Source organism: Peteryoungia desertarenae (genome assembly GCF_005860795.2).
GTDB classification, from domain to species: domain Bacteria; phylum Pseudomonadota; class Alphaproteobacteria; order Rhizobiales; family Rhizobiaceae; genus Allorhizobium; species Allorhizobium desertarenae.
In genome coordinates, this window is the sequence record NZ_CP058350.1 from 1,283,274 (window position 1) to 1,306,158 (window position 22,885).

The following is a 22,885-nucleotide window of genomic DNA, read 5'->3' on the forward strand; positions in this document are numbered from 1 at the left end:
TCAATTGGCTAGGGCTGACTTAGTGTCGAACCTCGTGAATGTGTAGGGCTCAGGCAACCAGCGGTGCCGCAATCGCGCCAAGTGCGGCAATCGCATCCTTTGGCGACAGCCGCACCTGCAGCCCACGCTGGCCGCCATTCATGTAGACGAGCGCCTCGTCCATGGCGGTTATCTCGATGGCGGTGGGAACCTGCTTCTTCTGGCCGAAGGGGCTGATACCGCCGACCACGAAGCCGGTGAGCTTTTCGGCATTTGCCGGCTTCATCATCGCTGCCGATTTTCCGCCGAAGGCACTCGCCAGCTTCTTCATCGACACCTCCCTGTCGGAGGGCACGACGACACAGACCGGCTTACCGTCGAGTTCAGCCATGAGCGTCTTCAGAACGCGCGAGGGATGCTCGCCGATCGCTTCCGCCGCCTGCAACCCGATGCGCTCGGCATTCGGGTCATAGTCATAGGTCGCGGTGGTATAGGCGACGCCTGCCTTGTCGAGAAACTGCGTGGCGCGGGTGGTCTTTGCCATGAGATCAGGCCTTGAAGGTCTGTTGATAGGTCTCGGGCTTGAAGCCGACCACGAGCGCGCCGTCCACATCGAGCACCGGCCGCTTGATCATCGATGGCTGCTCCAGCATCAGCGCCTTGGCCTTTGCCGCGTCCAGATCGTTCTTCTGCGCGTCGTCGAGCTTCTTGAAGGTTGTCCCGGCCTTGTTGAGCAGCACTTCCCAGCCGACCTTGCCGATCCAGCCGTCGAGCGTCGCAGCGTCGATGCCCTTCACCTTGTAATCATGAAAGTCATGCGCCACGCCGTTTTCTTCGAGCCAGGTGCGCGCCTTCTTCATCGTGTCGCAGTTCTTGATGCCGTAGATCGTGGTCATGCCGGAATTCCTCGTCGCTATCCTGGCCGAAGGAATAGCAAACTGAGACACCGATGCAAGAAAGGGTGAGCCGAGGCCCACCCTTCAAATCGTCGTCGTCAGCGAGGATGGATCACTCCCACTCGATGGTGCCCGGCGGCTTTGACGTGATGTCGTAGGTCACGCGGTTGATACCCTCGACCTCGTTGATGATGCGGGTTGCCGTCTCGCCGAGGAATTCATGGCTGAACGGATAATAATCCGCCGTCATGCCATCGACAGAGGTGACGGCACGCAAGGCGCAGGCATAGTCGTAGGTGCGCCCATCACCCATCACGCCAACGGTGCGGACGGGAAGGATGGCGACGAAAGCCTGCCAGATCTCGTCATAAAGACCATGCTTTCGGATCTGGTCGATATAGACGGCATCCGCCTTGCGCAGGATGTCGAGCTTCTCGCGGGTGATTTCGCCGGGGCAGCGAATGGCAAGACCCGGACCGGGGAAGGGGTGGCGACCGATGAACTTCTCCGGCAGGCCAAGCTCGCGGCCGAGCGCACGGACTTCGTCCTTGAACAGTTCGCGCAAGGGTTCGACCAGCTTCAGGCCCATCTTTTCCGGCAGGCCGCCGACATTGTGGTGGCTCTTGATGGTGACGGAAGGACCACCCGAGAAGGACACACTTTCGATCACGTCCGGATAAAGCGTACCCTGGGCCAGGAATTCGGCACCCTCGATGGTGTTGGCGTGTTTCTGGAACACGTCGATGAACAGCCGGCCGATGATCTTTCGCTTGGTTTCCGGGTCCGAGACACCGTCCAGCTCGCCAAGGAAGAGGTCCTGTTCATCGGCATGGATCAGCGGGATGTTGTAGTTGTCACGGAACATCGTGACGACCTCTTCGGCCTCACCCTGGCGCAGCAGCCCATGATCGACGAAGACGCAGGTCAGCTGGTCGCCGATGGCTTCATGAATGAGCACGGCGGCAACCGAGCTGTCGACCCCGCCCGACAGGCCGCAGATCACGCGCTTGTCGCCAACCTGGGCACGGATCTTGGCAATCGCCTCGGCGCGATAGGCGCCCATGGTCCAGTCGCCCTTGAAGCCTGCGAGCTTCACGAAGTTCTCGTAAAGCGTCTTGCCGTTCGGGGTGTGGTGCACTTCCGGGTGGAATTGCACGGCATAGAAATGGCGCTTCGGATCGGCGGTGATTGCGAAAGGCGCGTTGGGCGAGGTGCCATAGACTTCGAAGCCAGGTGCAATGCGGCTCACATGGTCGCCATGGCTCATCCAGACCTGCTCACGGCCTTCCGAGAACCAGCCGGTGAGGAAGGGATCGGTCTGATCTGCCGGTGCCACATAGGCACGACCGAACTCAGCCGTGCCGCCACCGCCAGAAATCTTGCCGCCTTCGACCTGACCACCCAGATCCTGCATCATGACCTGCTGGCCGTAGCAGATGCCGAGCAGCGGAACGCCAAGCGAATAGACTGACTTCGGCGGACGGGGTGAGCCTTCGCGTGTCACCGAATCCGGGCCACCCGAGAAGATCACGGCCTTGGGCTTGAAGTCAGCCAGAAAGGCGTCCGTGACGTTTTGATAGGGATGGATTTCGCAATAAACGCTCAATTCGCGCAGCCGCCGCGCGATCAGTTGCGTCACCTGGGAGCCGAAATCGATGATGAGGAGGCGATCGTGATGGGCTGTCTGGGTCATGGCGAGCCTTTAAAGAAAACCGGGCCTTGTTTCAATGGCAGAATGCCTGCCAGACTTGGATTTTTTGTGCGCCTGCTCAGAACCAGAAGACACCGTCTTCCAAGGCTGTTTGCAGACCATCCACCGCGAGCGCCAGTTTCTTGTCGATGACATGCAGATATTGCGTCCAGTCGTCGATGTGGTTGACGTCGTGGCGGCCATCCGAAATGCCGCGCAAACCGATCAGGGGGATCTCGAAATTCTGGCAAGCCCGCAAAATCGCGAAGGTCTCCATATCGACCATATCCGCATCAATGGACTGATAGGCCGAACCGGAAACCACATTCGCACCGGTGGAAAGCGTCGCAGCCGGAATGGCCGGGATGCGCAGCGGCAGTTCGACCGAGGCCGGAAGATCGAGAAAGGGCGTGCGGCCTTTCTCGAAGCCGAAGGCAGAGGCATCCATGTCGCGATAGGAAACAGCCGACACCTGATAGACTTCCGCCTGCTCCAGCGTTGAAGAGCCCGCAGAACCCAGCGAGACAACGAGATCGGGGCGTTCGCCGCCGGCGGAAAGCTCGCTCAGGGTGCGTGTCAGAACAACCGCAGCCTCCACCGGCCCCACGCCGGTCATCAGCGGCTGGATCCGCGTCTTGAGAAACGGACCATATTCGGCGCTGGCTGCCATGACGAAGAGCACGGACTTGCCGGCGACGGACTTCACTTCAAAACTCATCCGGAAATACCCTCTCGCCCGCGAATGACCATCATCGTGCTGGTCATGGAGGCAATCAGCTTGGCGGGTCCATCGGTCAGGGCATAACCCCGGCCATCGGCGACGATGATGTTGGTGCCCGGCTTGGTGATTTCGCTGCGAAACAGAAAGCGTTCGCCACGCCCGGGCGACATCAGATTGATCTTGAACTCGATCGTGAGCAGCGAGGCGTCGGTATCGATCAGCGTATAGGCGGCATAGCTCGATGCGCTGTCGAGGGCCGCCGAAATCACGCCGGCATGAAGAAATCCGTGCTGCTGCGTCAGGCCTTCGTCATAGCCGAGTTCGATCTCGACCACGCCCGGGCTGATCCGAGAGATTTCCGCACCAATTGTCTTCATCGCCCCCTGGCGCGCAAAGCTTTGCCGGATGCGTCGGCTGATTGCTTCGTCGTCAATGTCATCCATGTTGCAGCGCCCCTTTGAAGGCGGGAAATTGGCATGGACGACAAGAGTCGGCAAGCGCTGCAGATCGGGAAATCAGTTCATCAGGAAGAGCGTTGCGTTGAGCAAGGTCGCGAAGCCCACCCAGGCCGCATAGGGAACGAAGAGCCAGGAGGACAGAGGGTCAATCCGTCTAGCCTTTGCGATGAAGACAAGGACCGAAGCAAGCAGCGGGAAGATGACAAAAAGCCCGAGTGCGGGGCTCTGCATGCCGAAAAAGGTCGGTGACCACAACATGTTCAGTGCAAACTGGGCAAACCACACCTGCATGGCCGCCGAACGCGGCGAAAGCTGCCAGATCCGGGCGCCTGCAATACCGATCAGCACATAAAGGATGGTCCAGACAGGCCCAAAGACCCAGGAAGGCGGGTTGAAGAAAGGCTTCTCCAGGGTGCTGTACCATTCACCCGGCATGTTTGTGAGGCCGGACAACAGGCCGGCCATGACGACAAAGGCGATAAAGAGGGCATAGGTCAAAACTGTTTTCATGCACCGGACCTAGTGTGCCAGACGGATGATGCCAAGGGTCAAAGCCGCATTATGTGCTGGTCAAAGGCAAGATCATGCCGTCTATCGGCAAAATCACCACGATAGGAAGAGAGGGCAAAACCTTGGGCCGATGCGGCAATCCCTGCAGCGTCCAGAAGGACACGCTCTTCAAGCAGCGAGCCAGTCCGTCCGTCCAGCGTGATGCTGAGCCCTTTGCTTGGAGAGGAGAGGCCAACAAGGCCGAGCGCATTATTGACGGCAATGGCACCGACATAATTGCCCATTCGGTCCGTGGTCTCGTCCGGTAGGTCGACCAGCGTCAAATCTTCGCCCCTGGCAAAATAACCGACAAGCGGTGGCCGTTCGTTTCGGGGCCCTTCATACTGGCAGGCAAACCAGATGCGGCCATTATCGGCCAGGGCCAGATGGCGGGTGGAAAGCTGACGAAGCGCCTCTGGCAGGCTGTGCTTCTGAATGACGGAGCCTGTTGCTGCATCGGCGATGACCAGTGAGGGCTCCATATGGTCGAGATTGAGCTTGGTTCGACCAAAATCCGGATGGGTTTCAATACCGCCATTGGCGATCAGCAGCAGCTTCCCGTCATCGGACACCGTCATGTCATGCGTGCCGATACCATGCGCAGGCACCTCGCCGATGCGGTTGAAGCTGTCCGCCGCGTCATAGATCCCGATCATGCCACGATTGGCATCGAAGTCGTTTTCACTGGCATAGAGCAGCCGGCCATCGGGCGAGAAGGAGCCATGGCCGAAGAAATGGCGACCTTCCGGCGCGCTGATGATCCGGGGTGCCGCGTGGCCCTTCTGGTCGAAAATCACAGCGAATGTACCGGGTCGCCTCGCAAAGGCCACAGCGAGGCCCGCAACCCTGCTGACGCAAAGCCCATGAATGCGGCCAGGTAGCGAAATTTCACTGATGAAGTCACCACGCTCTGTCAGGAGACCGATGGCGAAGCGTCCATCGGGATGGCGCAGGCCGGTGGCGAAAACGGCCTCTGCTCGCGACAGCGCGAAAGCGGCGGAGGGCGCAAGACTGGCAACGAAGGCTGCCCCTGCGGCCCGGATGAACTGCCGTCTCTCGATGAGCCCGGTCCCGCGCATCTCAATCCCCATCGGAAAAGGAGAAGCCGGCCGAAAGACCCATGGCGCCGCCAAGATCGTTGTTGAGCCTGAGAATAAGGTCCCGCGTGTTGAAGAGCAGGAAATCGAGCCGCGCCATCTCGACCGGATCCTCCACGGCTCGGCTCACATCCGCCGTGGTCTCGTTCGCGACACGGATGATGGCATTGGTCACGAAATCAATCGATGAGACAACGGAGCGGCTGTCTTCTGGCAAGAGTTCGACAAGGCCGGATTGCTGGAGAAGCGCCCGGATGCCCTCCACGTTCGCCGTAATCGAGCGCAGGCTGTTACCCGAGCGCCAGTAGATCGCCTGTTTCGGCAGGGCGCGTTTGTTCGGCCCCTTGTAGAAACCTTCGATCCGCTGGTCGCGAACGGTCTCTGCCGCATGAACAAGGACACCGAGAAGAGCTTTGGCGGCTTCTTGATTGTCGCGGAAGACAGGATTGTCGGCTCCGGGCGTTTTCCAGGCGGCCTGAATGCCCTCCGGATCATCCCATGCGTCAACAAGCTCGTCGCCGACCCTCGCCAGATTGCCGGCGATGGCCTCAGCATAGCGGCAACGAAACTGCCCGCTGTCGGACAAGAGCGTTTCGGAGCCGGTTCCGAAAAGAACATATTCGGCAGCGCCCAGACCCTGCATGGCAACGCTCTTGCCGTTCAGTGTTGCAACGGAAGTGACGCTGTCATCAGGCTTCGCCAGCACGGCCTGAACCTGCTTCAGCCCGGTGCTCTTGCGGTCGGGGTAGAACAGGATGCGCTCAAAGCGGTTGTCCTCGATGACCGGGCCGATCCGAAGGATTTCAATGTTTGACCATGCGTCCACCGTGTCATCAAAGGCGTTGCGGGCTGCAGTCAGCCTCTCTTCGGAAGCATCGCGGCAGAGATCACCGATGGCGTTTTCAAGTTCCCGAGCTTCCGTGACAAATCGGCGATAGCCTGGCTTGATGAAATCATCGACGGCGCGTGCCATCACGGCGGGTACTTTGTCGTCATTCGGATCTGACAAGGCCATGCTTTCCTGTGCTGTCGCTTGAGTGGCCACAAGAATGCTGAAGGCACATGTGAGGATCAGACGCATCAAAGGGACTCCAGGAATTTGATCAGGGCTCTTCGCTCTTCAGGCTCCGCATTGGCAAATGCGTTACGGGCAGCCTCGGCCTCTCCACCATGCCAGAGAATGGCTTCGGTCAGGTTGCGGGCCCGCCCATCATGCAGGAAGAAGGTATGACCGTTGACCACTTCCGTCAGCCCGATCCCCCAGAGCGGCGGCGTGCGCCATTCCCGGCCGTTCGCATCCCCCACCTGCTGGCCATCCGCAAGGCCTTCGCCCATGTCATGAAGCAGGAAGTCCGAATAGGGCCAGATGAGTTGGAAGGCCTGTGCCTTGTTGTCCGCCTTGCGGCTGGTGACATATTTCGGCCTGTGGCACGCGACACAGCCTGTTTCATAAAAGATCTTCTTGCCTGCGAGAACCTCCGGATCATCGACACCGCGCCGGGCAGGGGGCGCGAGGTTCTTGGCATAGAAGGTCACGAGCTCCATGACCGGGTCTGGTGCCTCGGTGTTGCCAAGCCTCGGTTGCACACCGGTGGCGAGCGCCAGACAATCTGCCTGCTTTTCGGTGCAGTCGCCGAAATGGCGCGGATCATCGGGGCTGGAAATGCCGATATCACCCGCAAAGGCACCGGAGCTCTGGTCGCGCACCGATCCGTTTTGCGCCTTCCAGCCAAACCGCCCGAGCAGGATCTCGCCCGTCCGGTGGTCGCGCGCACGGGCGGCCCGACCGGAGATGCCGTCGCCATCTTCATCCTTTGGATCGGCAAAGGCGAGGATGTCTTCTGCTGGAATGGCCTCGATCAGACCGAGGCCGATCATCGGATTGGCGATGCGGGGCGACAGCGTTGTGGTCGGGTCGAGCGGGCCATAGCCAAGATCGCTGACCGAATAGGTCGGCTTGCGAAGGCTGACGATCTCGCCTCCGGCTATGGTCACCTGCTCCTCGACATAAGTGATGACCATCCGGCCTTCGGCCTTGAGCCCTGGAACAGCCTGATCCTGGAACTGCCCACCATAGACAGGATCAGGCAGGCTCATGATCTCGAACGCGTCCAGCCTGGCCTGTTCTTCGGCATTGGCCGGCGTGCGTGCCAATCGCAGGAACATGGATGTTGCGTCATCATCGCCTTCCGGCGGATGGCCGCGCCCATCCCTCAGGTGGCAGCTCTGACAGGCCCGCGCGTTGAACAGCGGACCCAGACCATCGGAGGCCTGTGTGGAAGAGGGGGAGGATACCCAGAGCTTGCGAAACAGCGCATTGCCGAGCTTGAAGTCTTTCTCCTCGCCAAAGGTGATATTGGCCGAGAAATGGGAAAATGCATCGCCAGTCACGCCATGGGTCGATGTCGAAGCGCCGCCCGGCATGGCCTCGAAGGCTTCGGCTTTCGAAAAATCATCCGTCAACCGCGTCACGGCCAGAACGCGGGCGAGGTCCTTGGCATTCAGATCTGTGCGCTTTGGTGGTCCCTCTGCAGAGGCAGGAACAGCGGCGGCGAAACTCGTTGCAGCCGCCATCAGGATGGCTGCGACAGACGAAGCGGTTCGAAAGCAAAGTGCCATGGCAGGCCTCGGGTCACCCGCAAGGGATGACCCGTCCTTGTTACTTATTGGAAAACAGCATTTGGATTATCAAGGCTGTCGGAACCTTCAAGCTCGATCGTACCCAGGTCGAGCGACGCAATGACGCGCTCGATGGTCTGGGTCTGGTCGATCAGCCCGTCAATGGCTGCCTGAACCGTGGCATTGCCTTCCGCGTTGCCCTCGCCGATCATCTGGTCATAGGCTTCCACGGTTTCCGCCCGCTTTGCCATGGCGTTCATGGCATCGAGCGTTTTCGTCAGCTTGGCCTTCATTTCAGCATCGAGAGCCGCATCTTTCTCGACAACCAGTTCCGAAACGGACGGGCCGGTCATCTTCGTGCCGTCGACGCGGGTGTATTCACCCGTGTAGGCCGAGGCGATGCCCACGGCATCGTTCAGATGGGAGGCATGTGTGTTGTCCGAGAAGCAATCATGCTCCTCTTCCGGGTCATGCAGGAGAAGGCCGAGCTTCATGCGCTCGCCGGCAAGTTCGCCGTAGGACAGAGAGCCCATGCCGGTCAGGATCGCGGAAATGCCGGCTTTCTCGTCAGCCATGACAGCCTTTGTCGCCTCACCCTCAGGCGCCCAGGCCGCCACCATTTCCTCCAGATCGGAAATCAGAAGCTCGGACGCCGCCTTCAAATAGGCGGCGCGGCGATCGCAATTGCCATTGGTGCAATTAGCTGTGTCGAAATCCGTGTAGGGACGCTTGCCAGCACCAGGCCCCGTGCCATTCAGATCCTGGCCCCAGAGCAGGAATTCGATGGCGTGATAGCCGGTCGCAACATTCGCCTCGACTTCGCCCGCCTCGTGCAGTGTATCCGATAGCAAGGCCGGTGTGATGACGCTTGCGTCCACCTCAGCGCCATTGATCGCAATTTTCGGGTTGGCAATGATATTGGCGACATAGAGGCTGTTGCTGTCGCTTTCGACACCATAGCCGGCGTCGACATAGTCGATCAGGCCTTCATCGAGCGGCCAGGCATTCACCTTGCCTTCCCAGTCATCGACGATCGGATTGCCGAAACGATAGACTTCGGACTGCTGATAGGGCACGCGGGCAGCGATCCAGGCCGCGCGGGCCGCCTTTAGCGTGTCCTCGCTCGGTGAGGCAATCAGTGCGTCGATCGCGGCGTCCAGTGCCTTGGCGGTCGTCAGCGAGTCTTCATACTTGGCGTGCGCCAGCGCAGCATAATGCGTGAGCACGTCGCTCTGACTTGGTGCAGCAACAGCCGGACCAGCTGTGAAAGCGGCGGAAGCCACCAGGAGCGCCATAGAGGCGCCGAGGATGTTTTTCCGGAACATGATTTCTCCTTCGACGCGCAGGCGCGCCATTTCGATGAACGAACACGCCTGTCTTGGCCGAAAAAGAAACTGGTGTCAAATAGTCGAGATTACGAAACTACCCATTACTTGACGATGATCAAGATCACTCGGCGCGCCGTTTCATTCGGCAGAAAAAGAAGCCGTCGGTATCCATGCTGGCCGGACTGAGTGTGACGGTTTGACCATCTTTCGAACGCGGCGTCGGAGCCTCCTTTCCAAAGAGCCTTGTCCATTGATCAAGCACAGGAACGATCTCGAAACCGGGATTGTCCCGGCAGAACTGTTCGACCTGATCGTCATTTTCTGTTGGCAGGACCGAACAGGTGACATAGAGCAAAGATCCACCGGGCTTCACAAAGCGTGCAGCTTCAGCAAGGGCTTCCTGCTGCTGAACGATCCGTTCCTGCAGATTGCGATCTGTGAGCCGCCACTTCGTATCGGGCCGACGGCGCCAGGTGCCGGTGCCGGTGCAGGGGGCATCAACCAGGACCTGATCAAAGCGATCCTTGAGTGCCGCAAGTGACTTCGGATTGTCATGGACCTGCACATTATGTGTACCCGCCCGCTTCAGGCGCTCGATGATGGGCGCAAGGCGCTTGCGGTCGGCATCGAAGGCGTGGACCTGGCCCTTGTTGTTCATGGCCGCTGCCATGGCAAGGGTCTTGCCGCCGCCGCCGGCACAAAAATCCAGGACCTGCTCACCTTCACGCGGCTCAACGAGATCGGCAACGATCTGAGATCCTTCGTCCTGCACTTCGAACCAGCCTTTCTGGAAGCTGAGTTCGGCGGTGACATTGGGAAGTCGCGACGGGCCTTCACCAGCCGGGACCCGCATGCCGAAGCGTGCGATATCAGAGGCCTTGGCTCCGGACCGGTCCAGAGCTTTGAGCACCTTTTCGCGATTGGCCTTCAGCGTATTGACCCGCAGATCCAGCGTCGGTCGCGTCGCAAGCGCCTGAGCTTCCTTCAGCCAGTCTTCGCCAAAGGCGGTTTCGAACGCCGGCTGCACCCAGTCGGGAATGTCGCCCTGCACATGAAGCGGCGCATCGGCAAGGTCACGACTGGTAAAGGCGTGACGCTGGCTGTCAGTCAATGGAGCGGGGGCAAAGTTGTCGCCGTCCAGTTCCTGTTCGAGTGCCTCGAGCGAAAAGCCCCATTGGCGGAGCAGGACGGCCCATCCGAGCGCAGCAGCGCTGTCATCGTCCATCAGGAAGGCATGGGACAGCTTCATGCGCAGGGCGTCATAAACAATGTTCCCGATCGCCGCCCGGTCTCCTGACCCGGCAAAGCGATGGGACAGTCCCCAATCCTTCAAGGCATCGGCAACTGGTCGGCGGCGCGTCTCGATGTCATTCAAAACCTCGATCGCGCCAGCAAGGCGGCCGCCCAAGCGCATGGTCATTCTCCCCATTCAAGAAGACTGCGTGGTAGCGGCGAAAGACGTCAAGAGCAAGCAGATTGCGCCTGCCGCAGACGGTCGCTATTGCAGGTGGCCCTTTGTCCTCAGCCGATGACTTCGTAGCAAACCTTTGCGTGGCCGGCACGGATCATGCCAATATTCTGAGCCGCAGCCTTGGAAAGATCGAGCACGCGTCCCTTGATGAATGGGCCCCGGTCGTTGATGCGAACGACAACGCTCTTGCCGTTCTTCGGGTTGGTAACCTTGAGCTTCGTCCCGAACTTCATCGTGCGATGGGCGGCTGTCAGCTTGGCCGGGTTCATGCGCTCGCCCGAGGCGGTCTTCGACGTCAGGGCATACCAGGAAGCGCTCCCACAGCCGGTTGCCGCGAAAGCATTTACGGGAAGTGCGAAAGTAAGAGTTGCCAGAACTGCCGTTGTGAAAATAGAGCGCCGGATAGTCTTCAATTTGGATTTCCCTGATCGCTGAAGAGAGAAGGATTTTGCGTCAGGACGCTAAGGCAGGGCAAAAATGGCAAAAACTTGCTTATATATTATCACAAAATATTTCTGAACGATACATTCGTGACTCGCGCGTGCGGGTACTACGTCAATTAGGGATGCCAAACCTAAAGAAAAATCATGTGATTTCAGACGAGAAGGCGCAAGTTCATTCCAGTCAATGTCCGTGAAGTGTAGTTCACGAAGAGCACGCAGAAAAATTCTGCCAACTAGCGAAATACAGGCTCATTTCCGTATAGCTTGGCTCCCGACGCCCTCCCGAAGGTGGGCGAAGGTTCATCGGCCATTCTGCTCAACCAATACTCAGAAAGCGAATTTGTTCCATCCTTCAAGGTGATAAAGCTCTTCTAGAGACTGTTTATAGTTGCCATGAAGGAAGCTGAAGCCGAGCGCCTTGATCTTGCCGTTGGAGACCCGCTTGTTCTCGCCATAGAAGGAACGCGCCATGGGCGTGAGATCCGCCGTCTCGAAAGGCTGTTCCGGCGGCGGCTCGATACCGGCCAGACGGCAGGCTTCGGTCACGACGTCTTGCGGCGGACAGGGTTCGTCGTCGGTGATGTTGAAGATACCGCCGGTATTGCGCTCGGCGAGAAAGGCAGTCGCCCGGGCAATATCCTCAACCCGAATCCGATTGAAAACCTGATCCTTCTTGACCAGCCGCCGGGCTGTACCCTTGGCGATGTTATGGAAGGTGTTGCGGCCAGGGCCGTAGATCCCTGAAAGCCTGAGGATCGCCACGGGAAGATCGTCCCGAGAGCCGAGTTCAAGCCAGCCGTTCTCTGCCTCGACACGCTCCAGCGAGCGCTGCGAGACTGGACTAAGAGGGCTTTCCTCATTGACCCATGCGCCGTCGTGATCACCATAGACTCCGACCGTCGAGTAATAGCAGACCCACTGGAGGGCAGGCATGGCAGACCGCAGACCCTGCTTGCCAAACAGCCGGATCAGCGGGTCCCCCTCCTGTCCCGGCGCAATCGATTGGACGAGATGGGTCACTGTCGAAAGTTCGCTTTCGACCTCTGGCGAAACTGTCTGGCCATCAAAGATCAACGGCTGAATACCGCTATCCCCCAGCATGTGAGCTTTTTCCGCAGAACGCGTCGTGCCGAAGACTGTATGGCCTGCAGACGCGAGCAAAGCGCCCGCCGCCTTGCCGCTGAAGCCGGCCCCGAAGATCATGACGCGCATGCTGCAATCCCCCATTTCCATTCGTCTTTTACAGATTCATCCGTTTCCGCAGCAGCGCGCTCGTGATGCAGTGCGGCAAAGCCGTTATTGGTCAGAAGCCGCGACAGGGCCCAGACTGCCATGCCGCGAACTTCCGGTGATCCGTCGTCAATCAGAGCCTTGACCGGTTCCACAAGATCGGGATGGCCAGAATTGCCCGCCGCGATCAGTACATTCCGGACAAAGCGATTGCGCCCGATCCGCTTGACCGGTGAACCGCTGAAATAGGTCCGGAAACTCCCGTCGTCCAGCGCGAGGAAAAAGGCAATATCCGGCGCCAGCAGATCCTCGCGCGCCTGAAGCTTCATCTCCCGTACCTCGCGGGCGAACTTGTTCCAGGGGCAGGCGGCGAGACAGTCGTCGCAGCCATAGACGCGATTGCCGAAAAGGGGGCGAAGTTCCGGATCTATGATCCCTTTGTGCTCGATCGTGAGATAGGAAATGCAACGGCGTGCATCGATCTGATAGGCAGCCGGGAAAGCAGCCGTCGGACAGGCATCGAGGCAGGCCCGGCAGGAACCGCAATGATCGCGCTCGGCGTCGTCGAAAACGAGGTCAGCCGTGGTGAACAAGCTCCCCAGAAACAGCCAGGAACCAAGCTCGCGGCTGACGAGATTGGTGTGTTTGCCTTGCCAACCGAGACCCGCAGCAGCAGCGAGCGGTTTTTCCATGACGGGTGCCGTGTCGACGAAAACCTTCACATCTTCTCCTGCACGCGCGGCAAAGCGGGTGGCAACCTCTTTCAGCTTGCCCTTTATGACATCGTGATAGTCCCGATTGCGGGCGTAAACGGAAATGGCAGCCTTATCGGGCAACGCTTGCAGACTGCGTGGGTCGTGGTCAGGGCCATAATTCATGCCGAACATGACGACCGAGCGCACCTCAGGCCAGAGGATGCGCGGGTCTCCACGCCGTTCCTGCGTGTCCTCCATCCATTGCATGGTCCCGTGATAGCCTGCTTCGAGGAAAGTACCCAAGCGGGCAGGAGCTTCGGGGATTGCATCGGGGCGCGTGACGCGACAGAGATCGAATCCGATGGCTTCCGCTTCGGCTTTCAGGAAACGCGTCAGACGCTCGCGCCGCGCCTCGTTCTTCGGATCTGTCTGCGGCCCTGCCATCCGCCCGCTCCGTCAGAAATCAAGATCTGCATAGTGCGAGACCGGTGTCAGGCCACGAATACGCTCAGCCAGAAGCGGGCGGAAGGACGGGCGTGATTTAAGCCGCTGATACCAGTCCTTGGCGACCGGAAACTCGTTCCAATCGATCTCACCGAGATAATCCAGCACAGACAAAGAGGATGCAGCAGCAAGATCGCTATAGCTCAGGCGGTCACCGGCAAGCCACGGGCGCGATCCGGCAAGCCAGCTGAGATACTTCATGTGCTGTCGGATATTGCCGCGGGCCGTGCGCAGGATCTTGGAATCCGGCGCACCGCCGCCCAAACCATTGGGGATCAGGAGTTTATGGACCCGCTCGCGCACCAGCGGCTTTGTCACATCCTGTTCCATTTTCTCAAGGAACCATTCGGTCAGACGGCGGATTTCCGCCCGTTGAAACGGGTCTTCGGCGAGAAGGCGGCGATCGCGTTTCAAAACACCGTGGGTTTCGTCCAGGAATTCGGAGATGATCGTCGCTCCTGTCAGGCAACGCATATTGTCATCGACATAGACCGGCAATGTGCCCGCCGGGTTCATCGCCAGGAATTCTCGCCGTTTCTCCCAGGTCTGTTCCTCGACCAGATCAAACTGAAAGCCGTATTCGACCAGCACAAGGCGGATGAACCGGGAGGGTGTCGACATGGAATGGTGATAGAGTGTGGGCATGGAACTCGAATTTTCTGAAACGCTTGCTCTCCGTTTCCGGACGAGCGATTTTGCAGGCCTTGAGCCAAGGCAGCCGGTGCCAACGTGAAGCCACGACCAACGATATTATCGAATAATCTCGAGATTCCAGTTTAAGCCGGATTCGGTTAAGACACTTCTGCCATGTCTCCCTGCTATAGGTTGTCGAGACCGTCAAAACAAGCGAATCGGGACTTCTCCCTTACGAAAGTGGTTCAATGGAATCTCAATCCATCGTCAGTGCCCTGGTGCTTGGCCTCATTGAAGGCCTGACCGAATTCATCCCCGTCTCCTCTACCGCCCACCTGCTTCTTGCCGGACATTTCATGGGCTTCGAATCACCGGGCAATTCCTTTGCAGTCCTGATCCAGCTTGGAGCGATCCTGGCGATTCTCAGCGTCTATTTCGCGCGGCTGCTGAATCTCGCGCTGTCGCTGCCGTCTGACCCGAAAAGTCGCCACTTCGTTTTGGCCATCCTGGTCGCGTTTCTACCGGCAGCCGTGATCGGTGCGCTGGCGCATGGATTCATCAAGACGGTGCTGTTCGAAACACCCATGCTGATCTGTGTCGTTTTGATACTTGGCGGCTTCATTCTGCTTTGGGTCGACCGGTTGGCGCTCAAGCCCCGCTACCACGATGTGACGGACTACCCGCTGTCGCTGGCGTTCAAGATCGGTCTCTTCCAGTGCCTCGCCATGGTGCCGGGAACCTCCCGTTCCGGTGCGACGATTGTCGGCGCATTGCTGATGGGCACAGACAAGCGTTCGGCAGCCGAATTTTCGTTCTTTCTTGCCATGCCGACCATGGCGGGCGCCTTCGCGCTCGATCTTTACAAGAACCGGAATGCGCTGAGTGCCGACGATGTGGGTATCATTGCCATCGGCTTCGTCGCCGCCTTTTTCGCAGCTCTTGTCGTCGTGAAATCGCTGCTCGACTTCGTGTCGAAACGCGGCTACGCGCCATTTGCATGGTGGCGAATTATCGTGGGAAGTCTGGGCCTTTTCGCCTTGCTGCTCGGATTTTGAGCGCCATCTATGCCACTCTTTGATGGCAAGAAGAAAGGCCGGTCTTTCGATCGGCCTTTCTTGTGAATATCATCGAGAAACGCTGATCGAACCGGTGCTGCAGGGATCAACACCATAGGCTGGAGCGCAATGAGGGTTGCGAGCTGCAACAGTCTCAGGCGCCAAAAACGAACCAGCTACAATAACCATTGCCGCACATGCAAAGAACAGTGCGATGGACTTGCCCATGAAAAGCCTCTTGAAAAGAAAACAAACGCGCCAGGAAGGGAAAAACCCGCCTTTGATGGGCGGTTGTTTACGCCTTAGCTTTGCTGTCTTCAATAGACGAAGATGCTTTATTTGCGGTTAACGCTGACTATTTGACGATTGCGATATTTGTGCAACGTCAATATAGCAGCCGGCCAACCTGAAGGGCCTCAGGCGGCCTTTCCGGAGCCTGTATACTGTCCCTGCGGGCGATAATGCACGAGGTAGGTCGGCAGGACGGCACCGAGTGCGGCCGGCTCGATACCAAGCCCTTCGAGCGTCCGTCCTTCGGACTTGGCCGGTGGCGAGACGATGTTATCCGTCTTCAGCAGCGTGACCTGATCCTTTGTCAGCGGCGGATCGATCAACGGCACCATTGTGGAAACGCTGCCCATCAAAGAGGCGACACCAAAGGGGACGTTGAGCAGGACCCGTTTGCGGTTGATGACATTGAGCATCAATTCGAGACACTGCTTGAAGGTCAGGACATCCCGACCGCCAAGCTCGTAGATCTTGCCACGGGCAATCTTGCCCTCGACGGATCGCGCAATCACCTCGGCTACGTCTTCGACATAGACCGGCTGGAACCTGGTCTGTCCACCACCGATCAGGGGCAGGAAAGGAGACATGCGAGCCATGGCTGCAAATTTGTTGAAGAAGCCATCTTCCGGTCCGAAGATGATCGACGGTCTGAGGATGACCGCATCTGGAACCAGCGACATCACCGCCGCCTCGGCGCGTCCCTTCGTCGATGCGTAGATCGATTGCGAAGAGGCGTTGGCACCGATCGCCGAGACATGGGTCAGCTTTGCACCAACCGCGCGTGCCGCTTCCGCAACGGCACGGGCGCCAAATTCCTGAACCGAGTCGAAGCTGTTGCGACCGCTTTCGAACAGGATGCCCACACAGTTGATCACGTGGTCGGCGCCCTGGACCGCGCGATCAACGGAATCGCGATAGCGCAGATTGGCCTGTACGAACTGGATCTGGCCGACATTGCCGAGCGGCTGCAGGAACCCCGCGAGATCAGGACGGCGCACGGCTACACGAATACGGAAACCGCGACGGGCGAGCGCGCGCACGACATGCCTTCCCACGAAACCCGAACCCCCGAAAACGGTGACGAGCGGCGGAAGGTTGGACAAGGTCATGGCTGGCTCCCTGAACTGGAACTGGACGTGGAATACGCCCGCTATCGAGGCCTCTCTTAGCCCAATAGCCGGCACAGTGAAAGAGCCGAAAAGGTCGCGTCAGGCTGGCCTTCGACCGTCAGGCCCCCTCCACGACCACGAGTTCGGCATCCGCCACTTCCTGGCGGATTTTCGCTGCGATCTGGTACTCGGGTGAGTTATAGCAGTCAATTGCCGCCTGATAGCTGGGGAACTCGATCACCACATTGCGGGCGCGGGCCATACCTTCAAGACCCGTATAGGTGCCGCCGCGAGCCAGGAACTTGGCTTCGAAACGTTCGAAGGCAGGCTTGGCAGCTGCAACATAGTCCTTGTAGCGCTCGGCATCACGAATATCGACGCGTGCGATCCAGTAGCCCTTACCCATTGTTTCCCTCCATTTTTGTCTTGAATTTTCAGCGTGAAGCCAGAACCGCGTCCATCTCCTGAAGGATGGCAAGTGCCGCGCCCTTGGGGTCTTGTGCCTTGACGATCGGGCGGGCGACAACAAGATGACTTGATCCTGCCTTCAATGCATCGGCTGGCGTCATGACCCGCTTCTGGTCCCCTTTGTCGGCACCGGCAGGCCGAATGCCCGGCGTGACGATGGCCATTTCCGGCCCCACGATGCCACGAACGGCTGCAGCCTCTTCCGCGGAGCAGACAATGCCACCCATGCCGGCGTCGCGGGCCTGGGCTGCCCGCCGGAGCACAAGGCTGCGCGGGTCATGCTGATATCCGGCGTCTATGAGGTCCTGCTCGTCCATGGATGTCAGAACGGTCACTCCCAGGAGGCAGAGACCGGAACCTGTCGCCGCCTCGACCGCTGCCTTCATCGCCTTGGGATAGGCATGGAGCGTCAGCATTGACATGCCCATGGACACGATGTTTTCGACGGCGGACGCCACCGTGTTGTCGATATCGAGCAGCTTCATGTCCAGAAAGATCTGCTTTCCATCCTTTGCAAGGTCGCGGGCAAATTCGAGCCCGCCGGCAAAGGCCAATTGGTAGCCGATCTTGTAGAAAGACACGCTGTCATCGAGCAGACCGACGATCCGTTCTGCCTCGGTAACGGTCGGAACATCCAGTCCGACGATCAGACGGCTGCGCGCGATCATGATAGGCTCCTCGATCAGTGCATTCCCGAAGCTGACAGAGAGCGCCGTGATGTTCGGACATGCGTAACAAAAGGGTGTCAGCGCTTTGACAAAGACGAATCTTTCTCTGAACACTGACTATGACGTGTGAAGTCGCACGCCATTAAGCCTGTCGCAAGTCGGAAAATGGAATGGGTAACGGTCAGGGGCGGCGATACAGCCAGAGCTGCGCCGGTGGTATGTTGCGGACCACAAAGTCGAAATGCTGAATGTGATAGCGGTCGGGCTTGGCAATGATCGGTGAAACAGGTCCATAGGTGATCTGCACGACTGGCCGACCCGCCGGGATCCGGTCCAGCATATCTTCAAGGAGCCGAATGCGGGCTTCCATCGGAAAACTCAGCATGGGTACGGCAGAGATGACACAATCGAACGTCTCGCCCGCGAGCGCACCGAGGGTGTTGGGCAGATCGAAGGCATCCCCGTGAATGAAATGAACACCCGGGAATCCCTGCTTCAGGTGATGAACAAATTCCTCGGAATACTCGATCGATACCAGCTTTTCCGCCGGAATGCCCCGTGCCAGGATCGCCTTGGTAATGACGCCTGTACCGGGGCCTAGTTCGAGGACCGGCAGGCCGGATTGAGGATTGATGACGCTCGCCATCTTTCGTGCCGTCACAGACGAGGTCGGCACGATAGCCCCGACGGTCTTAGGACCCTGCATCATGCCCTTGAAAAAGCGGATTTCTTCGTCGAATTTTTTCTCGAACCGTTCTTTCAAGCGCAAAGACATAATCAGTTTCCCTCTCCGAGTGTGCGTCATCCAAATACTGCGACACAATTTCGGGGCAGATTGTCGCAAATACAAGGCAAAATGACGCAAGGAGACGAAAAACTTCGACAGGCCTTTTCGCTAGACACGCATGGGCATCAGCACATAAAGCGCGTCGACTGCCGCAGTATCGCGAATAAGCGTTGGCGAACCGGCGTCCGAAAGCATGAAGATCGCATCGTCGCCGGAAAGCTGGCTCGTGATGTCGAGCAGGTATTTGGCATTGAAGCCGATCTCCATCGCGTCGTTTTCATAACCGACGGCAACCTCTTCGGTTGCACTACCAGAATCCGGATTATTCACCGTCAGGAGAAGTTGCCCGTCCGAAAGGCTAAGCTTGACGGCCCGACCGCGCTCGGACGAGATCGTCGAGACGCGGTCGACAGCCTGTGCAAAGGTCTGGCAGTCGACGCGCATTTCCTTGTCATTGGCTGCAGGAATGACGCGCTGATAATCGGGGAAGGTCCCGTCGATCAGCTTGGACGTCAAGACGATAGAGCCAATCGTCAGACGTATCTTCGAGTCTGAGACTTCCATGCTGATCATCAGGTCCGGGCTATCCATCAGCTTCTGCAACTCGCCAACGGTCTTGCGCGGGATGATGATGCCCGGCATGCCTTCAGAGCCTGACGGTGCCTCCACATCAGCGCGCGCCAGTCGGTGACCATCTGTCGCAACAGCACGGAGTTTGAGCGCATTATCGGCTTCGATCGTGTGCAGGAAAATACCATTCAGGTAATAGCGTGTTTCCTCGGTCGAGATTGCAAATTGGGTGCGGTCGATAAGCATCTTGAAGTCTGATGCCTTGACCTTGAAGCTGTGTGTAAAGCTGCCGGCGGTCAAATCCGGGAAATCCGACTGCGGCAGGCACTGAAGCGAGAACTTTGACCGCCCCGACTGAACCGTCATGCTGCCGCCATCGGGGTTGGTCGCAAGGCGAACTTCGGAACCATCCGGAAGTTTCCGTACGATTTCATAAAGCAGATGCGCCGGTACAGTCGTTGCCCCGGCCTGCTCAACCATGGCTGCCGTGCTTTCGGTGATCTCGAGGTCGAGGTCCGTCGCCTTCATGTCGAGCGCAGCACCTTCCGCCTTCAACAAAACGTTGGACAGGATCGGGATCGTGTTGCGCCGCTCGACCACGCGATGCACATGGTTCAGAGACTTGAGAAGATTGGACCGTTCAAGAGTTATACGCATTGGACGCTACCGCTTTCGACGTGTCGATGCCCGGCTGGCCAGGGCAAATTGGCTCCGGCCTGTCCCCGGGCCGGAAGATGTGGACGGGCAAAATGCCAGCAAAAGCAGCGGAAAAGCAAGAGGCTCGCCAGTTTTCCACGTTGGCCTTGAAATCGGTTCCCCAAAGCTCTTTCTGCGCGCGGGTGCAGCGCCTGCCCTTGTCGAAGCCCGGTGGAGAGAGGATAAAGGCCCCATGACAACAGAAGAGACAAATTCGACGGTGGGGCTGCGAGGCAAGCGCTACCGTCTTCATGATACGGTGGTCGCTGCCCGACCTCTCGATCCAGCGCTTTATCTGGTCGCAACGCCGATCGGCAATCTCGGCGACATCACCTTGAGGGCGCTGGAAACCCTTGCGGGTGCTGATGTACTGGCCTGCGAGGACACCCGGGTCACGCGGGTCCTCCTGGATCGTTACGGGATCGAAAATCGACCCTTTGCCTATCATGAACACAATGCCGATGAGGCCGGTGCAAGACTTCTTGCGGCACTGGATGCCGGGCAATCGGTTGCGCTGGTTTCCGATGCCGGTACGCCCTTGGTGTCCGACCCTGGATACAGGCTGGGCCAACTGGCGATTGCTGCCGGTCATCGTGTCATTCCCATCCCGGGTGCGTCGGCACCACTTGCAGCACTCGTCGGGTCGGGCCTTCCCAATGATGCATTCCTGTTTGCGGGTTTCCTGCCGACCAAGGACAAGGCAAGACGCGACAGGCTCGCCGAACTTGCGAAGGTGCCGGCAACCCTGATCTTTTTTGAATCACCCCACCGCATTGGCGAGACGCTGAAAGCTGCAGCCGACGAACTGGGTGGAGTTCGCCTGGCCTGCGTGTGCCGCGAATTGACCAAGGCGTTCGAAGAGTTTCGCCGTGGCTCGCTTGGTGAGCTTGCGGGCGACTATGCCGATCGCGTGGTGAAGGGCGAGGTGGTTCTCGTCATCGCTCCTCCGGCGCCGGATGCAGTTCCCTCGGCGGACAATGTCGATGCGCTTCTTATGGAGCTGGCGGCGACCATGCCGACATCCAAAGCCGCAGCAGAAGCGGCGATCCTGACATCGCTGCCACGCAAGGAACTCTATCAGCGCCTGCTCGAACTGAAAGCCGGTACATGAACAAAGGTGGCACCTCCGACCGACGACGAAGCGCTGAACGGCGCGGACGATGGTCGGAATGGATCGCTGCCCTTTATCTGATGACCAAGGGTTACCGCATCAAGGCCATGCGGTTTCGCACGCGCGGCGGCGAAGTCGATATCATCGCGCGTCGCGGCACCATGGTTGCTCTCGTAGAAGTGAAGGCCCGTTCGGACCTGCGTTCGGCGGTCGATTCCGTCAGTCATGCCAGCCAGCAGCGTATTCGCAGCGCGGGCGACTACTGGCTGGCCCGTCAGCCCGATTTTGACCGTCTTACAATACGTTGCGACATCATCGCGGTTCGACCGTGGCGACCCCCTATCCATCTAGAAGATGCGTTTTAGTTTCGTTTCTGTTTCGGAACCATCATTTCTGTAATCGAACTGACACAAAAGCTTTAATTTCGCGTCACAGATCCCGCCTAAAGCAGTCCTCACCCCAATTCTGGCGGAGAGGATTTGTACAATGTTTCAGAAGCTTTCCATGGCCGCTCTGGCCCTGACAATGTCGGCATCGACGACGCTCGCAGCGACCAACATCACCTGGTGGCACGGCATGGGCGGTCGCAATGGCGAAGTGCTCAACGAACTCGCCATCAAGTTCAACGAAGCGCAGAGCGCCTGCGTTCTGACCCCTGTTTCGAAGGGTACCTACGAAGAGGCACTTTCTTCAGGTATCGCCGCATTCCGGTCGGGCCAGCACCCGAACATCCTTCAGGTATTCGATGCCGGTGCAGCGACCATCATCAACGCCAAGGGTGCAACGGTTGCCGCTGAAGACATCATTCGCGAAGCCGGCCACACCTTCAACGCCGAAGACTATATCCAGGGCGTTCGCTACTTCTACGCTGACGCAGACGGCAAGTTCGTCGGCATGCCGCTCTCATCGTCGGCGCCGATCATGTATTACAACACCGAAGCCCTTGAAAAGGCTGGTGTCGAAGCCCCGAAGACCTGGGAAGAGTTCGAAGCCATCGCTCCGAAGCTGAAGGAAGCTGGTTATATCCCGCTCGTTCAGTCGCACCTGCCCTGGCAGATGGTCGAAAACTTCCATTCGCGCAACGATCTGCAGTTCGCAACCAACAACAATGGTTACGACAGCGTCGTTGACACCAAGATCCTGATCAACACCGAAGAGCAGCGGATGATGTTCTCCAAGCTCAAGGAGTGGCAGGATGCCGGCATGTTCGCCTTCTACGGTACCGGCTGGAGCGATAACCAGAAGCCATTCGAAGAAGGCAAGGTTGCTCTTTGGGTTGGCTCCTCGGGCTCGTTCGGCGGCCTCCTGACGACCGCCTCTATGCCGTTCGGCGCGACCTTCCTTCCGAACTGGGAAGGCATTGAAGGCTCTGGCACAAACTCCTTCATCGGTGGTGCCGCTCTCTTCGCAATGGCTGGCAAGTCGGCTGAAGAAAACAAGTGCACCGGCGACTTCTTCAACTTCATCGCCTCGCCGGAAATCCAGTACTACTACCACAAGGAAACCGGTTACGTTCCGCTGACGACAGCTGCCTACGAACTGGCCAAGAAGGACGGTCACTACGAGCGTACGCCCCAGGCTGAGGTTGGTCTGCAGCAGCTGATGCTGCCGGGCGGCGAGTGGTCCAAGGGCTACCGCATGGGCTTCTACCCGCAGATCCGCGACGTCATGAACCGCGAATTCGTCAAGATCTTCTCCGGCGAAACCACGGTGGAAGACGCCTTCAAGACGATCGAAGCCGAAGCCAACGAGATCCTGTCGCGCTTCGCCAAGACCGCCGGCTGATCAAGCCAGACTTCGTCATCATGGCCCCGGGGATC

At 58.7% G+C, this 22,885-nt stretch carries 24 protein-coding genes; 4 read left to right on the plus strand and 20 right to left on the minus strand.

All coding sequences use genetic code 11. The features are described from left to right. Nucleotides 1-49: 49 nt before the first annotated feature. The 15 genes from ybaK to FE840_RS06120 form a co-directional block, all read right to left on the minus strand. Nucleotides 50-523, minus strand: coding sequence for a Cys-tRNA(Pro) deacylase (gene ybaK, locus FE840_RS06050; RefSeq protein ID WP_138285734.1), 474 nt, complete (start codon nt 521-523; stop codon nt 50-52). Between the two features lie 4 nt (nt 524-527). Further along, nucleotides 528-875, minus strand: a complete 348-nt coding sequence (locus FE840_RS06055) for an ArsC family reductase (RefSeq protein ID WP_138285733.1) — start codon at nt 873-875, stop codon at nt 528-530. Between the two features lie 112 nt (nt 876-987). Continuing rightward, nucleotides 988-2,568, minus strand: coding sequence for a glutamine-hydrolyzing GMP synthase (gene guaA / locus FE840_RS06060; protein WP_138285732.1), 1,581 nt, complete (start codon nt 2,566-2,568; stop codon nt 988-990). 76 nt (nt 2,569-2,644) lie between these two features. Then, entirely contained in the window at nt 2,645-3,283 is a 639-nt protein-coding gene (locus FE840_RS06065; protein WP_138285731.1) for a 5'-methylthioadenosine/S-adenosylhomocysteine nucleosidase, read from the minus strand. Further along, nucleotides 3,280-3,729 (minus strand): PaaI family thioesterase, encoded by a 450-nt coding sequence (locus FE840_RS06070; RefSeq protein ID WP_138285730.1) that lies wholly within the window; start codon nt 3,727-3,729, stop codon nt 3,280-3,282. The genes FE840_RS06065 and FE840_RS06070 overlap by 4 nt, the downstream gene beginning before the upstream one ends. A gap of 72 nt (nt 3,730-3,801) precedes the next feature. Next, nucleotides 3,802-4,254, minus strand: a complete 453-nt coding sequence (locus FE840_RS06075; protein ID WP_138285729.1) for a TspO/MBR family protein — start codon at nt 4,252-4,254, stop codon at nt 3,802-3,804. A gap of 38 nt (nt 4,255-4,292) precedes the next feature. Beyond that, nucleotides 4,293-5,372 carry a DUF1513 domain-containing protein gene (locus FE840_RS06080; RefSeq protein ID WP_138285728.1) on the minus strand — a complete coding sequence of 360 codons (1,080 nt, stop codon included), beginning with the start codon at nt 5,370-5,372 and terminating at the stop codon, nt 4,293-4,295. A 1-nt stretch (nt 5,373) separates the two neighbouring features. After that, entirely contained in the window at nt 5,374-6,471 is a 1,098-nt protein-coding gene (locus FE840_RS06085) for an imelysin family protein (protein WP_138285727.1), read from the minus strand. Continuing rightward, entirely contained in the window at nt 6,471-8,009 is a 1,539-nt protein-coding gene (locus tag FE840_RS06090; protein WP_138285726.1) for a di-heme oxidoreductase family protein, read from the minus strand. Before FE840_RS06090 ends, FE840_RS06085 begins: the two co-directional genes overlap by 1 nt. A 44-nt stretch (nt 8,010-8,053) precedes the next feature. After that, nucleotides 8,054-9,334 carry an imelysin family protein gene (locus FE840_RS06095; RefSeq protein ID WP_138285725.1) on the minus strand — a complete coding sequence of 427 codons (1,281 nt, stop codon included), beginning with the start codon at nt 9,332-9,334 and terminating at the stop codon, nt 8,054-8,056. Nucleotides 9,335-9,458: 124 nt separating this feature from the next. After that, nucleotides 9,459-10,751 carry an RsmB/NOP family class I SAM-dependent RNA methyltransferase gene (locus tag FE840_RS06100; RefSeq protein WP_138285724.1) on the minus strand — a complete coding sequence of 431 codons (1,293 nt, stop codon included), beginning with the start codon at nt 10,749-10,751 and terminating at the stop codon, nt 9,459-9,461. 107 nt (nt 10,752-10,858) lie between these two features. Beyond that, nucleotides 10,859-11,221, minus strand: coding sequence for a septal ring lytic transglycosylase RlpA family protein (locus FE840_RS06105; protein WP_138285723.1), 363 nt, complete (start codon nt 11,219-11,221; stop codon nt 10,859-10,861). 357 nt (nt 11,222-11,578) lie between these two features. Beyond that, complete coding sequence (locus FE840_RS06110; protein ID WP_138285722.1) at nt 11,579-12,463, minus strand: SDR family oxidoreductase; 885 nt, start codon at nt 12,461-12,463, stop codon at nt 11,579-11,581. Next, nucleotides 12,451-13,620, minus strand: coding sequence for a tRNA epoxyqueuosine(34) reductase QueG (queG, locus tag FE840_RS06115; protein ID WP_138285721.1), 1,170 nt, complete (start codon nt 13,618-13,620; stop codon nt 12,451-12,453). Before queG ends, FE840_RS06110 begins: the two co-directional genes overlap by 13 nt. A 12-nt stretch (nt 13,621-13,632) precedes the next feature. Next, a complete protein-coding gene (locus tag FE840_RS06120; protein ID WP_138285720.1) occupies nt 13,633-14,325 on the minus strand; it encodes a glutathione S-transferase family protein in 693 nt (230 codons plus the stop codon). A gap of 236 nt (nt 14,326-14,561) precedes the next feature. On the opposite strand from FE840_RS06120, the gene FE840_RS06125 reads away from it, so the two are divergent. Then, complete coding sequence (locus FE840_RS06125) at nt 14,562-15,368, plus strand: undecaprenyl-diphosphate phosphatase (protein WP_138285719.1); 807 nt, start codon at nt 14,562-14,564, stop codon at nt 15,366-15,368. 416 nt (nt 15,369-15,784) lie between these two features. Here FE840_RS06125 and FE840_RS06130 read toward each other — a convergent pair whose 3' ends face one another. The 5 genes from FE840_RS06130 to dnaN form a co-directional block, all read right to left on the minus strand. Further along, nucleotides 15,785-16,765 (minus strand): complex I NDUFA9 subunit family protein, encoded by a 981-nt coding sequence (locus tag FE840_RS06130; protein WP_138285718.1) that lies wholly within the window; start codon nt 16,763-16,765, stop codon nt 15,785-15,787. Nucleotides 16,766-16,883: 118 nt separating this feature from the next. After that, nucleotides 16,884-17,171 carry a DUF1330 domain-containing protein gene (locus FE840_RS06135; protein ID WP_138285717.1) on the minus strand — a complete coding sequence of 96 codons (288 nt, stop codon included), beginning with the start codon at nt 17,169-17,171 and terminating at the stop codon, nt 16,884-16,886. 28 nt (nt 17,172-17,199) lie between these two features. Further along, nucleotides 17,200-17,901 carry an orotidine-5'-phosphate decarboxylase gene (gene pyrF / locus FE840_RS06140; protein WP_138285716.1) on the minus strand — a complete coding sequence of 234 codons (702 nt, stop codon included), beginning with the start codon at nt 17,899-17,901 and terminating at the stop codon, nt 17,200-17,202. Nucleotides 17,902-18,082: 181 nt separating this feature from the next. Next, entirely contained in the window at nt 18,083-18,676 is a 594-nt protein-coding gene (gene pmtA, locus FE840_RS06145) for a phospholipid N-methyltransferase PmtA (RefSeq protein ID WP_138285715.1), read from the minus strand. 120 nt (nt 18,677-18,796) lie between these two features. Continuing rightward, a complete protein-coding gene (gene dnaN, locus FE840_RS06150) occupies nt 18,797-19,915 on the minus strand; it encodes a DNA polymerase III subunit beta (RefSeq protein ID WP_138285714.1) in 1,119 nt (372 codons plus the stop codon). Nucleotides 19,916-20,147: 232 nt separating this feature from the next. On the opposite strand from dnaN, the gene rsmI reads away from it, so the two are divergent. From rsmI to FE840_RS06165, 3 genes are all read left to right on the plus strand, one after another. Beyond that, nucleotides 20,148-21,065, plus strand: a complete 918-nt coding sequence (rsmI, locus tag FE840_RS06155; RefSeq protein ID WP_138285713.1) for a 16S rRNA (cytidine(1402)-2'-O)-methyltransferase — start codon at nt 20,148-20,150, stop codon at nt 21,063-21,065. Continuing rightward, nucleotides 21,062-21,430: a YraN family protein gene (locus FE840_RS06160; protein WP_138285712.1), complete on the plus strand. Its 369-nt coding sequence runs from the start codon at nt 21,062-21,064 to the stop codon at nt 21,428-21,430. Before rsmI ends, FE840_RS06160 begins: the two co-directional genes overlap by 4 nt. A gap of 121 nt (nt 21,431-21,551) precedes the next feature. Beyond that, nucleotides 21,552-22,850, plus strand: a complete 1,299-nt coding sequence (locus tag FE840_RS06165) for an extracellular solute-binding protein (protein WP_138285711.1) — start codon at nt 21,552-21,554, stop codon at nt 22,848-22,850. The last annotated feature ends 35 nt before the right edge of the window (nt 22,851-22,885 follow it).